The following is an 11,927-nucleotide window of genomic DNA, read 5'->3' as shown; positions in this document are numbered from 1 at the left end:
AGCCAGATGAACGGGAGCGGCGATCCGGCCGGTAGCGCGCCTCACCTCGGGTTTCAGCCTTGTACATGACAGTCCCGACCTGCGAGAGTGCGCCTCCAAACATCAACACGCCGATGACTTCGCGTCTGAGAACCGGAATGATTGTGTACGCGCGCGTCTACTTTTTCCGGTTGGTCGTGGCGTGAATGCACCGTCGCCTTCCGCTTCGAGTTCCCGCGGTCGATCCCGGGCCCCGCCCCACCGTGGTGGGATGGGTCCATGACCGAGGCACGTGGACGCCCCGAGCCGCCGGCTCCCGCCCCGCTGAGCCCCGAGGACCGGCGGCGCATACAGGCCATCGAGGCCAACTGGGACGCGCGCACGCCCGTCCACCTGGCGAGCCGCTTCTACGCGGTCGCCGACGGCCTCGACCCGGCGCGCTGGTTCGCCCCCTTCGAGTGGCGGGACATGGGCCCGCTCCAGGGACGGGACGTGGTCCACCTCCAGTGCCACCTGGGCACCGATACGCTCGCCTTCGCCGCCCGTGGGGCCCGCGCCGTCGGCCTGGACATCTCGGGTGCGGCGGTGGCGGCCGCGACGGAGTTGGCGCGGCGGGCGCGGGCGGACGTCGAGTACGTCAGGTCCGACGTGTACGACGCGGTGCGGGCCCTGGGCGGCCGCAGGTTCGACGTGGTCTACACCGGCAAGGGCGCCCTGTGCTACCTCCCCGACCTGGACCGCTGGACGGACGTGATCGGGAACCTGTTACGTCCGGGCGGGAGGCTGTACGTCGTCGAGTTCCACCCGCTGCTGGGCTCCCTGGGGCTCACACCCGGCGCGGAGGACGGCGCGGAGTTGCTGCTGCGCCACGACTACCTGGAGGGCCGCGGCGCCCTGCGCCGGGACGCCTCCCGCACCTACACCGACGGCCCCGCCGTGCGGGGTGCCACCGAGTGCTACGAGTGGATGCACGGCATCGGCGAGGTGGTGACCGCGGTGACCGGGGCGGGCCTGCGGGTGGAGCGGCTGCGCGAGAGCCATGAGCTGCCCTGGCCGCGCTGGCCAGGGATGGTGCGCGGCGAGTCCGGGTGGTGGCGGCTGCCGGACACCGCGCCGCGCGTTCCCCTGATGTACGCGCTCCTGGCCCGTCCCTGAGCGCCGGGACCGTGGGGCCGGCCCACCGGCTCCAGGGGCCTCAGCGGCGTTCCAGGACGCCCCGCACGAAGTTGGCCTGCCCGGCGTGCTCCAGGTCGTCCCCGATGACGCTGACGAGCCGCACGCCGAGCGTGACGGCGGGCGTCCAGCTCTCGTCGACGACGCGGTCGAGATCCTTGTCGCGCAGGTCCCGGATGAAGCCCACGCTCTGCTCGTGCACCGCGTCGTAGTAGCCCAGCAGGAGCTGGCCCGAGTCCACCGTCACCCGGCCCACCTGCGTGGCGGTGTGGGCGTAGCCGGTGTCCTCGTCGGCGAACGGGAGGCCGAAGCGGCCGGCCCACCCGTCGGCCAGCCACACCTGCTCCACCTGGGCGACCTCGCAGACGTGGTCGTCCTGAACCCTGGTCAGGTGCCAGATCAGCCAGCTGATGGAGTTGGCGCCGGGGTCGAGGCGTGCGTTCAGCTCCGCCGCGCCCAGTCCCTCCACCGCGGAGTGCACCTCCTCCTTGATGCGTCCGTATGCGTCGATGAGCAGTGCGGCGCTGTTCATGACCTGTCCTTTGCGTTCGGGGTGGTGCCCGTTGCGGGGTGTCCTGCCACGATCTTCCCCCTGTGTCCCGTCCGACACCCGGGGCGCCCGTGAATGGCACCCGGGTGCGCCGGGTACCCCTCCGCCGCGCACCGCCCCCGGCGCGCCGGGCCACCCCGGTGGCGACGCCCGGACCCGCCGGGCGCCCGATATACGCTGGCCGCGCCAGCCTGCACCCGAAAGAGGAGCGATCCGTGCCCAGCGTCCCGGCGTACCCGCTCAACGACGGCTCGACCATTCCCGGCCTCGGCCTGGGTACCTATCCCATGGACGACACCGAGGCGGAGCAGGCCGTCGACCATGCCCTGCGGCTGGGCTACCGGCTCATCGACACGGCCACCAACTACCGCAACGAGACGGGCACCGGACGCGGCATCGCCCGCAGCGGCGTGCCGCGCGACGAGATCATGGTCACCACGAAGCTGCCCGGCCGCGACCACGGCTACGAGGAGACGCTCCGCTCCTTCGAGGAGTCCCGTGCCCGGCTCGGCCTGGAGTACGTCGACCTGTACCTGATCCACTGGCCGCTGCCGCGCGTGGACAAGTACCTCGACTCCTGGAAGGCCATGGTCAAGCTGCGCGCGGACGGCCTGATCCGCTCCGTCGGCGTCTCCAACTTCACGCCGGCCCAGATCCGCAGGCTCCAGGACGAGACCGGGGTGCTGCCCTCGGTCAACCAGGTGGAGCTGCACCCCCTGCTCCCCCAGGACGAGCTGCGCGCCTTCCACGCCGGCCGGAACATCGTCACCGAGAGCTGGAGCCCGCTCGGCCGCGGCAGCGACCTGCTGGACGACCCGGCCATCGCCGCCGTCGCCGGGAACCACGGCGTCAGCCCCGCGCAGGTGGTGCTCCGCTGGCACACCCAGCTCGGCGCCGTCCCGATCCCCAAGTCCGGGGACCGGGGCCGGCAGCGCGAGAACCTGGACATCTTCGGCTTCGAGCTCTCCCCGGAGGACATCGCGGCCATCGACGACCGCGGCCACCGGCGCATCGGCGGCGACCCCGACACGCACGAGGAGTTCTGACGGCGTCCGCGGGACCGGCGCGCCTACGCGCCGGTCCCGCGGACGCCGTCCCGGGGATAGCGGCCCGCGGGCCGGCCGGCGCTGTGCGTCCGGCCCGCGGGGGCGGATGGCGGTGCGGTCAGGCGGGTCTGGCGGCTGCCTGTCCCTCCGCTTCCGCCGTCCCGGTCTGCCCGGGCGGGGTGCGCGTCGCCTCGCGCAGTCTCTTCCGCAGCGTCAGGACCAGCAGCGCGGCCAGCGCGAAGATGGCGCCGAAGAACACCTGGGTGAGGGCGTATCCACCGCTGATGTCCTTGAGCCATCCCCCGATGTAGGGGCCGAAGAAGCCCCCGAGGTTGCCGATGCCGTTGATGATGCCGATGCCGGCGCCCGCGGCCGCCGTCGGGGTGAGCTTGGTGACGGTGGCCCAGAACGGCCCGTACCAGGCGATCGACGCGGCGGTGCCGACGATCATCGCCGCGAGGACGAGCCACTTCTGGTGGGCCGAGATGAGGCCGGCCCCGGCGAGCACCACGGCTCCGGTGGCGAGGACGGCGAACATATGGGTGGGGTGCCTGCCGCGGCGGTCCGCGGACCTGCCGACCATGATGATCGCCAGACCGGCGGCGATCTGGGGGAGTATCGCCACGAGACCGACCTGCATATCGGTGTGGAAGGCCGTCTTCAGGACGCTCGGCAGCCACATCGACAGCCCGAGCAGGCCCAGTTGGGTCAGGGTGTAGATGAGGGCGAAGAGCCAGACGATCGGGCTGCTGAAGGCCGCCTTGAACGTGCCGCGGTGCTTGAGCGGTTCGCCCTCGGCGGTGCGGGACTTCTCGATGTGGTCGTGCTCGCGGGCCGACAGCCACTCCGCCTGCGCCGGCGTGTCGCGGATGACGACGAGCCATGCGGCGAGTCCGAGCAGGAGCGGGCCGCCGCCCTGGATGATGAACATCCACCGCCAGTCGCCGTAGGTGAGGATGACACCGGAGAAGGGGGCGGCGATGATGGCGGCGATCGGCGTGTACAGCTTGAAGATGGCGTAGGCCCGGCTGCGTTCCGCGAACGGGAACCACGACCGGATGGTGGCCATCAGCGCGGGCTGCACGCCGCCCTCGGCGACGCCCAGCAGGAAGCGGGCGATGACGAGTTCCGTGAAGTCGTTCGTCAGCCCCGATGCCACGGCGGCCGCGCTCCACAACACCATGAGGATCGCGATCCACCGCTTCGCGCTCCACCGCTCGGCCATGTACCCGCCGGGGACCTGGAGGACCAGGTAGCCCCAGAAGAAGACGCCGCTGACGAAGCCCTGCTGCGCCCCGGAGAGGTGCATGTCCACCTCTAGATGGGGCAGGGCGAAGCTGATGTTGGTTCGGTCGATGTAGCAGATGACGTAGACGAAGACGATGACCGGCAGGATTCTGGTCCATCGCCTCAGGTCGCTCAGGCGCCGGAGTGGGGACGGGTGCGTGGCCAAGGACCTACCTCCTCGGGGGTGCGGACTCGCGGACCCCTGCGCGCACCGGCTGCACAGAGGTCCGTCGGGGCGGTGCGTCACCTCCTGTCCGGCCGGTGTGTCAGGTGTCGAGCACGGAGCGGACGAGTTCCACGGGGTGGTGGGCGCGGCGCCGGCCGCCGTGGGAGATCTGCTGCCGGCAGGAGACGCCGGTCGCGACCACGACGGTGTCCTCGGACGCCGCCCTGACGGCCGGGAAGAGGCGGTCGTCGCCCACGGTCATCGACAGGTCGTAGTGCTCGGATTCGAATCCGAAGGAGCCGGCCATGCCGCAGCACCCGGCATCGAGTTCCTCGACGCTCACGCCGGGGATCCGACGCAGCAGGGCGATGGTCGCGGCGGTGCCCACCTCCGCCTTCTGGTGGCAGTGGCCGTGGTACAGCAGCTTGCGGCCGGTGAGCCAGGAGTCGGCCTTCAGCCGCAGCCGGCCGTCGTCGAGGGCCTCCGCCAGCAGCTCTTCGACCTGCCTGACGCGGCCCGCGACGTCCTTGACCGCCTCGTCGCCGGGCAGCAGCGACAGGTGCTCGTCCCGCAGGGTCATCAGGCAGGAAGGTTCGCAGCCGACGATCGGGGAGCCGGGTTCGCCCCGGGTGGTGAGTTCCCGGGCGAGGTGGCGTGCCTTGTCGCGGGCGTCGTCGACGAGGCCCTTGGAGAGGCTGGACCTGCCGCAGCAGCCCGAGGCCTCCAGCTGGATCCGCCACCCCGCCCGCTCCAGCAGTTCGATCGCGGCCCGGCCGATGTCCGGTTCGGTGTACGTGGTGAAGGAGTCGGCGAGGAAGACCGCGGTGCCCTGGGCGGGGCTCGGTGGCGTTGGCGTACGGCGGCGGTTCCAGCGCAGCAGGTTGTCCCGTGCGAACACCGGCAGCGGCCTGGCCGCGGTGATGCCGAGCAGCCGGTCCATGAGCAGGCGCAGCGGGCGGATGCGCCCGGGCAGGTTGGACAGCGGTGCGGTGGCCGAGCCCAGGCGGTTCAGCGAGCGGATCGCGCCGAAGAGACGGGACCGCAGCGGGGTTCCGTGCAGATCGTGGTGGTGTGACAGCGTCTCGGTCTTGAGCGCGGCCATGTCCACGCCGAGCGGGCACTCGCTCTTGCAGGCCTTACAGCCGAGGCACAGATCCAGGATCTCGTGCAGCCGCTCGTCGCCGAGCGCCGCCCTGGGGTCGGGCTGGGACAGGGCGCCCACAAGGGCGTTGGCCCGGCCGCGGGTGGAGTGCTCCTCCTGGAGCGTGGCCATGTACGAGGGGCACATGGCGCCGGTGTCGCTCTTGCGGCAGAGCCCGATGTTCATGCACCGGTCCGCGGCGCCGTGCATGCCGCCGACCACGTCGAACGACAGGCGCGTGCGCAGTGCGGCCGGCGGCGCGAGCGCGGGGTCCCGCAGGTGGTCCGTCATCGACGGGGCGTCCACGATCTTCCCCGGGTTCATCCGGTTGTCCGGATCGAAGACGTGCTTGACCTGGCGCATGGCCTCGTAGAGCGCGTCGCCGAAGAGCTCCCGGTTGAACTCGCTGCGGGCAAGGCCGTCGCCGTGCTCGCTGGAGTTGGCGCCGCCGTACTCCCTGACCAGGTCCTTGATCTCATCCGCGACCGACCGCATGGTGCCCACCTGAGCGGGATCGGTGAGGTCGAGGAAGGGGCGGATGTGCAGGCAGCCCACCGAGCAGTGCCCGTAGAAGCCGGCGGTCAGGCCGTGCCGGTCCAGGACCGCCTTGAAGCGCTCGGTGTACTCCGCGAGGTGGGCGGGGTCGACGGCGGTGTCCTCGATGAACGCCAGCGGCCGGCGTGCGCCGACGCTGGCGGCCATCAGCAGGCCCAGGCTCGACTTGCGGACCTTGAGCAGCGCGGACTGCTCGCCTGCGGTGACGGCCTCCAGCGTGTGGTAGCCGTGGCCGTGCCGCCGCCACAGCGCCGACAGCCGTTTCAGCCGGCCCACGAGCTCGCTCTCGTCGTCGCCGGTGAAGCTCACGAAGAGCAGCGCTTCGGGGTCTCCCTCCAGGATGGTGCCGAGCGAGGCGTACTCGATCTTCTGGCGGGACAGGTCGAGGATGGTGCGGTCCATGAGCTCGACGGCGGCCGGATCGCAGGAGAGCGCGTCCTCGGTCGCCGCGATGGCGGCGGGCGTCGAGGTGAAGTGGCCGACCGCGATCACGGTGCGGAGCGGCTTGGGGACGAGCCCGACCAGGGCCCGGGTGGCGACCACGAGCGTGCCCTCCGAGCCCACGACGAACGCGGCCGGGTCGAACGGCCCGTCACCGGCGAGCCGGTCCAGCCGGTAGCCGCCGGCCCGCCGCCAGAACTTCGGGAAACCCTCGGCGATGGCGCGCGAGTTCGCCTCGACGATCTCGGGCAGCCGCCGGTGGATGCGGCCTTCGAGGGTGTCGGCCCGCGCGCGCCGGGCCCGCTCCGCCTCGTCCACCGGTGCGAGGTGCGCGAGGCTCGCGTCGCTGAGCACCACGTCGAGCTCGCGCACGTGGTCGATGGTCATCCCGTAGCGGACCGATCCGCTGCCCGCCGAGTTGTTTCCGATCATCCCGCCGATCGTGGCGCGGTTGCTGGTCGAGGTGTCGGGGCCGAACATCAGCCCCGCGGGGGCGGCGGCACGGTTGAGCTGGTCCTGCACCACGCCCACCTCGACCAGGGCCGTGCGGCTCTCGGCGTCGATCTCCAGGATGCGGTTCATGTGCCGGGACATGTCCATCACGAGTCCCGGTCCCACGGTCTGGCCGGCGAGACTGGTGCCGGCCCCGCGCGCAAGGACCGGCACGCCCGCCTCGGCGGCCGCCGCGACCGTGGCCGCCACGTCGCCGGCGTGGCGGGGGAAGACCACGCCGGCGGGGGTGATCGAGTACATGCTCGCGTCCCGCGCGAACAGGCGCCGGGTGTAGTCGTCGAAGGCCACCTCGCCGTCGAGTTCTCTCCGAAGCCGGCCGGCGAGGTCCGCCGTGGCGACGTGCCCGCCGGTGGCCCTGGCACCGCTGACGGTGGTCATCGTCCGCTCCTCCTCACGTCGTTGCCCGGCGCGGTTCACTCGGCGCGCAGCAGATCCAGCGCGGCGTTCAGGCCGGCGGGGTCGATGTCGACACCCGCGAGTTGCAGGCCCATCTGCACGCCGGCGAGGGTGCCCGCCAGGGTCAGGTCGTTGAAGTGGCCGAGGTGCCCGATGCGGAAGACCCGCCCCGCGAGCCTGCTCAGCCCCGTGCCCAGGGACATGTCGAAGCGGTCCAGGATGATCTGGCGCACCTTGTCCGCGTCGTGCTCCTCGCCCAGCAGCACGGCGGTCAGGGAGGCGGAGTACTCCCTCTCGTCCGCGCAGAGCACCTCAAGGCCCCAGCCGTTCACGGCGGCCCGGGTGGCCCGTGCGTGGCGGCGGTGGCGCGCGAAGACGTTCGCCAGGCCTTCCTCGTCGAGCATGCGCAGGGCTTCCCGCAGGCCGAAGAGCAGGTTGGTGGGGGGTGTGTAGGGGTAGAAGCCGCGCTCGTTGGCTTCGAGGACGGGCGTCCAGTCCCAGTAGGACCGGGGAAGCCGGGCTCTGGCGGAGGCGGCCAGGGCCTTCGCGCTGACCGCGTTGAAGCCCAGTCCCGGGGGCAGCATCAGGCCCTTCTGCGAGCACGCGACGGTGACGTCCGCACCCCACTCGTCGTGCCGGTAGTCGATCGATCCCAGGGACGAGATGGTGTCCACCAGGAACAGGGCGGGGTGGCCGGCCTCGTCGATGGCGTCCCTGATCTCCGGCACGCGGCTGGTCACACCGGTGGAGGTCTCGTTGTGCACGACCATCACGGCCGCGATGGAGTGGGTCCGGTCCTCGGCCAGCCGCTCGGTGACGGCCCTGGGGTCCACGCCGCGCCGCCAGTCGCCCGGCACGAAGTCCACCTCCAGCCCGAGGCGTTCGGCCATGGCGCGCCAGAGCCCGGCGAAGTGGCCGGTCTCGAAGGCCAGTACGCGGTCGCCGGGGCTGAGGGTGTTGACCAGCGCCGCTTCCCAGGCGCCGGTTCCCGAGGAGGGGTAGACGACGACGGGTCCGCCCGTGCCGAACACCGGCCCCAGACGCTGGAGGAGGTCCAGCGTCAGCTCGGCGAACTCCGCTCCGCGATGGTCGATGGTGGGTTGTGCGGTGGCCCTGAGCACTCGGTCGGGAACGCTCGTCGGGCCGGGGATCTGGAGGAAATGCCGCCCACTGCGAGTGGTCACTGAGGATCGCCCATCATCCGTGCCGTTTCGCGGCACACTGTGCCGGAAAAAGGTACGGTGATGTTAGGGTCGGGCTATCGGGGAGTCAATGGAGATGCAGAACGTCCTCAACGCCCTGCGGGTGCTGGAAGAAGTGGCGACACGTCAGCCGGTGGGCGTCGGTGAGCTGTCGCGGGTCCTGGGCATGCCGAAGAGCTCCGTGCAGCGGGCGCTGCGCACGCTCGGCGAGGCGGGGTGGATCCGCCCAGCGGGAGGCGAGATCACCCGCTGGGTGGTGACGACCAAGGCGCTGGACGTCGGCAGGCACGCCAGCGGCGACCTCGATCTGCGCAACGCCGCCATGCCGATCCTGGAGGAGCTGCGGCGGGCCACCGACGAGACGATCCACCTCACGGTTCCCGAAGGGGACAGGATGGTGCTCATCGAGCGGCTGGAGACGTCCAAGGCCGTGCGCACCAACATGTCCCTGGGCCACTCCCTGCCCCTGCACGCGTCCGCCAACGGCAAGGCGGTGCTGGCGAACAGCCCCGCCGAGGTGGTCGACCGGGTGCTCGCCGAGGGCCTCCCGCGGTACACGGACACGACCATCACCGATCCCGAACGGCTCCTGGCCGAGCTGGAACGGATACGGGCGCAGGGCTATGCCACCAACGGCGGGGAGTGGCGGTCCGACGTGGGCTCGGTCGCGGCGGTCGTCATGGGCGGGGCGAAGCAGCCGGTCGGGAGCCTCAGCGTGAACGTGCCGATGAGCAGGTTGACCGACGAGTCGCGGCCGTTCTTCGGTGCCGTGGTGAGCGAGGCGGCGAAGACCCTCTCGGCGCGTCTCGGGTACACCTCCGGCCCCAACCCGCCCGCGGCTGCCTGAAGCCGGGCGCGGTCACGCGCCCGGGCCGCCGTCGCCGGGTGCGGGCTCGGGGGCGCGGCCGAACTCGGCCAGCACCGCGGCGGTCGCGTCGCCCAGCAGCGGTCCGGCGCCGCGGCGGACCGCGGGCGTGCGGGAGAAGCGCATCGGCGAGCCGAGCTGCCGTACCGGGCTCTCGCCGCCGGCGGGGTGCGGGGCGTCCCAGAAGTAGCCGCGGTCGTTCAGGTGCTCGCTGGTGAACACCTCGGCGTAGTCCGCGATGGGCGCGCAGGGGACACCGGCGGCGTCCAGGAGCTCCACGATCCGTTCCGTGGTGAGGGCGGTGGTGGCCTCCTCGATCGCGGCCACGAGCTCGGTCCGGTGGCTCATCCGCGTCCAGCCGTCGGCATAGCGCGGGTCCTCCAGCAGGGCGTCGAGACCGAGCGCGCGGCACAGTGCGGTCCAGGTCTTCGGGGTGTTGCCGCCGACGGTGACGTGGCCGTTCTTGCTGCGTACGGCCTGGTAGGGCGCCAGGCTCTGGTGGGCGGAGCCGTGGCGGCGCGGCACGGTGCCGTCGCCGAAGTACATGCCGGCCTCCCAGACGGCGAGCGAGACCCCGGACTCCAGCAGCGAGACGTCGATGTGCTGCCCGGCCCCGGAGACCTCCCGCTCGCGCAGCGCGGCGGTCACCGCCAGGGCGACGTAGAGGCCGCAGACCAGGTCGCACACCGGCACCCCGGCCTTCGCCGGCTCGCCGCCGGGGTGGCCGGTCACGCTCATCAGCCCGCCGCGGGCCTGCGCCATGATGTCAAGACCCGGCAGGTGGGCGAGGGAGCCGTCCTGGCCCCAGCCCGAGGCGGAAGCGTAGACCAGGCGGGGGTTGTGCGCGCGCAGGTCGTCGTAGCCGAGGCCGAGCCGGGCCATCGCGCCGGGCCGCAGGTTCTCCACGAGGACGTCGGCCGCGGCGGCGAGTCGCAGGAAGACCGCCTTGCCGTCCGCGGTCTTGAGGTCGAGGGCGACGGACTCCTTGTTCCTGTTGAGGCGGAGGAACGCGGAGCTCTCCCCGTCGACGAACGGCCCCGTCGCGCGGACGGCGTCGCCGCCCTCCGGATTCTCGATCTTGAGGACTCTCGCGCCCAGGTCCGCCAGTTGCATCGTGGCGTAGGGGGCCGCCATGAAGGCCCCGACCTCAAGGACCGTGATCCCGTCGAGCGGCGCGGCCGTTGCTGTCGTCGTCATGGACCCTCGCTTCTGTCCACAGTAGGCAGTGGTCGGGCTCTGTCCACAGTAGGCAGAAGTCGGATGCGTGACGAGAGCCCGGGTACCCGGCCGGCGAGGGCGGTCAGGGCATCTCGAAGTCCGCGAAGTCGAAGCCGGGGGCGACCACGCAGGTCACGAGCACCGGTTCGGCGCCCGCGGGTTCGGCGCTCTGCCAGACCCCGCCGGGGACGACGTGCTGCGGCACCTCGCCGCGCTCGACTCCGTTCCCCAGCGTGATGACGTCGGCGCCCGCCTCGTCGGGTGCGGCGCCGTCCCCGCCCAGCCGCATCCGCAGCGGGCCGCCGCGGTGCCACAGCCACATCTCGTCCGACCGGACGCGGTGCCAGCGGGACACCTCCCCCGGATGCAGCAGGAAGTAGATCCCGGTCGCGAAGGACCGTTCGGCCCCGTAGCCGGGAGGCAGGGCGCCTGCGGACGTCCGCCAGGTCTCGCGGTACCAGCCGCCCTCGACGTGCGGCTGGAGCCCGAGGTGGGAGATGAGTTCAGAGACATCGGCCATGGCCCCATCCTTCCGCACGGCCCTGCCGGGGCGGTGCCGGCACCCGTCTTTGGGCCTTCGGCGTGCCGGGCCCGCGCAGCACCGCGCCGGGGCCGGGCCGGGCAACCGCGTTGGCAGGGAACCCGCTTCGATCCCGAACCGGCGCGCGCGACCTCTCCTCCCCCGGCCCCCGCTCCTGGCAAGATGGGCTCAGCACAGAGCTCGGTGACGCCGGCTTCGCGGATGGCGCCGCGGGGTAGACGTCCAGCGAGCAGACGGAGAAGGGGACCACCGTGACCGCCCAGCCCGAGTTCCCGGTCGAGTACCCGGTCACCGCGATCCCGCACACCATCAACGCCATCGGCGACGCGCTCACCGGCGCCAAGCGGGCCCTCTTCTACAGCGAGGTCCTCGCCGCCGACGAGACCGCCGTGCCGGGGGTCATGCGCCGGTGGTGGAAGGCCGCGATGCTGGACGCGGCGCCGGGCGCCGAGGCCAGCCGCGCCAACGCGTCGGCCGGGCGGGCCCTCGTCTCCGTGGACGACCTCGCCGCCCGTGTCGAGGGACGTCGGTGAGCTGGAGCGTCTTTGCCGGGGAGATCCCCACTCAGACGGTGCTCGCCATGCCGCCTGCCCTGGCGAAGGCCACCGCGAACTTCCTGCGGGCCCTGGCGATCGAGGCGGGCAGCGCCTGCGACCTGGGGCGGCCGGCGCCGGGAGACCCGCTGGACGACACCGGGCTGCGGCACTCCCTGGAGATCCCCGGCGAGCCGGTCATCATCGAGTACCTGATCGTGCCCGAGCAGCAGCAGATACGGGTCCCCGTGCTCGTCTGGATGAACTGACCGTACTTTCGGGGGCCTCACGGCGGCGGCCCTCTCACGGCCGCCCACGACA

At 72.1% G+C, this 11,927-nt stretch carries 11 protein-coding genes; 5 read left to right on the top strand and 6 right to left on the bottom strand.

All coding sequences use genetic code 11. From position 1 onward, the window contains the following. Window positions 1-258: 258 nt before the first annotated feature. Complete coding sequence (locus Sm713_RS23420) at window positions 259-1,134, top strand: bifunctional 2-polyprenyl-6-hydroxyphenol methylase/3-demethylubiquinol 3-O-methyltransferase UbiG (RefSeq protein ID WP_212911511.1); 876 nt, start codon at window positions 259-261, stop codon at window positions 1,132-1,134. Window positions 1,135-1,174: 40 nt separating this feature from the next. On the opposite strand, the gene Sm713_RS23415 is transcribed toward Sm713_RS23420, so the two are convergent. Beyond that, window positions 1,175-1,684 carry a DinB family protein gene (locus Sm713_RS23415; RefSeq protein WP_212911510.1) on the bottom strand — a complete coding sequence of 170 codons (510 nt, stop codon included), beginning with the start codon at window positions 1,682-1,684 and terminating at the stop codon, window positions 1,175-1,177. Window positions 1,685-1,917: 233 nt separating this feature from the next. Here Sm713_RS23415 and Sm713_RS23410 point away from each other — a divergent pair, with 233 nt between their 5' ends. Then, window positions 1,918-2,748 carry an aldo/keto reductase gene (locus Sm713_RS23410; RefSeq protein ID WP_212911509.1) on the top strand — a complete coding sequence of 277 codons (831 nt, stop codon included), beginning with the start codon at window positions 1,918-1,920 and terminating at the stop codon, window positions 2,746-2,748. Between the two features lie 118 nt (window positions 2,749-2,866). Here the strand turns inward: Sm713_RS23410 and Sm713_RS23405 are convergent, their stop codons facing one another. From Sm713_RS23405 to Sm713_RS23395, 3 genes are all read right to left on the bottom strand, one after another. Then, the gene (locus Sm713_RS23405) at window positions 2,867-4,201 is read right to left on the bottom strand and encodes an MFS transporter (protein ID WP_212911508.1); all 1,335 of its coding nucleotides are present in this window, start codon (window positions 4,199-4,201) and stop codon (window positions 2,867-2,869) included. Window positions 4,202-4,301: 100 nt separating this feature from the next. Beyond that, on the bottom strand, window positions 4,302-7,229 hold the full coding sequence (locus Sm713_RS23400) for an FAD-binding and (Fe-S)-binding domain-containing protein (protein WP_212911507.1): 2,928 nt from the start codon (window positions 7,227-7,229) through the stop codon (window positions 4,302-4,304). 35 nt (window positions 7,230-7,264) lie between these two features. Further along, window positions 7,265-8,431: an alanine--glyoxylate aminotransferase family protein gene (locus Sm713_RS23395; RefSeq protein ID WP_212911506.1), complete on the bottom strand. Its 1,167-nt coding sequence runs from the start codon at window positions 8,429-8,431 to the stop codon at window positions 7,265-7,267. An 88-nt stretch (window positions 8,432-8,519) separates the two neighbouring features. Here Sm713_RS23395 and Sm713_RS23390 point away from each other — a divergent pair, with 88 nt between their 5' ends. Continuing rightward, window positions 8,520-9,296, top strand: a complete 777-nt coding sequence (locus tag Sm713_RS23390) for an IclR family transcriptional regulator (protein ID WP_249416457.1) — start codon at window positions 8,520-8,522, stop codon at window positions 9,294-9,296. Window positions 9,297-9,308: 12 nt separating this feature from the next. Here Sm713_RS23390 and Sm713_RS23385 read toward each other — a convergent pair whose 3' ends face one another. Both Sm713_RS23385 and Sm713_RS23380 read right to left on the bottom strand, forming a co-directional pair. Continuing rightward, the gene (locus Sm713_RS23385) at window positions 9,309-10,511 is read right to left on the bottom strand and encodes a CaiB/BaiF CoA-transferase family protein (protein WP_212911505.1); all 1,203 of its coding nucleotides are present in this window, start codon (window positions 10,509-10,511) and stop codon (window positions 9,309-9,311) included. Between the two features lie 103 nt (window positions 10,512-10,614). Beyond that, window positions 10,615-11,052 (bottom strand): cupin domain-containing protein, encoded by a 438-nt coding sequence (locus Sm713_RS23380; RefSeq protein WP_212911504.1) that lies wholly within the window; start codon window positions 11,050-11,052, stop codon window positions 10,615-10,617. A gap of 272 nt (window positions 11,053-11,324) precedes the next feature. Here Sm713_RS23380 and Sm713_RS23375 point away from each other — a divergent pair, with 272 nt between their 5' ends. Both Sm713_RS23375 and Sm713_RS23370 read left to right on the top strand, forming a co-directional pair. Beyond that, window positions 11,325-11,606 (top strand): hypothetical protein, encoded by a 282-nt coding sequence (locus tag Sm713_RS23375; protein WP_212911503.1) that lies wholly within the window; start codon window positions 11,325-11,327, stop codon window positions 11,604-11,606. Then, window positions 11,603-11,875 (top strand): hypothetical protein, encoded by a 273-nt coding sequence (locus Sm713_RS23370; RefSeq protein ID WP_249416456.1) that lies wholly within the window; start codon window positions 11,603-11,605, stop codon window positions 11,873-11,875. Before Sm713_RS23375 ends, Sm713_RS23370 begins: the two co-directional genes overlap by 4 nt. Window positions 11,876-11,927: the final 52 nt, after the last annotated feature.

This window comes from Streptomyces sp. TS71-3 (genome assembly GCF_018327685.1).
In the GTDB taxonomy this organism is placed as follows: Bacteria; Actinomycetota; Actinomycetes; order Streptomycetales; family Streptomycetaceae; genus Streptomyces.
Note: the sequence above shows the minus strand (reverse complement) of the source record. Positions and strands in the feature narration are given on the sequence as shown.

Coding starts and splice junctions, on each gene's coding strand:
- Sm713_RS23415 (WP_212911510.1), bottom strand. CDS start 1,684: ATGAACAGCGCCGCACTGCTCATCGACGCATACGGACGCATCAAGGAG.
- Sm713_RS23390 (WP_249416457.1), top strand. CDS start 8,520: ATGGAGATGCAGAACGTCCTCAACGCCCTGCGGGTGCTGGAAGAAGTG.
- Sm713_RS23380 (WP_212911504.1), bottom strand. CDS start 11,052: ATGGCCGATGTCTCTGAACTCATCTCCCACCTCGGGCTCCAGCCGCAC.
- Sm713_RS23400 (WP_212911507.1), bottom strand. CDS start 7,229: ATGACCACCGTCAGCGGTGCCAGGGCCACCGGCGGGCACGTCGCCACG.
- Sm713_RS23420 (WP_212911511.1), top strand. CDS start 259: ATGACCGAGGCACGTGGACGCCCCGAGCCGCCGGCTCCCGCCCCGCTG.
- Sm713_RS23385 (WP_212911505.1), bottom strand. CDS start 10,511: ATGACGACGACAGCAACGGCCGCGCCGCTCGACGGGATCACGGTCCTT.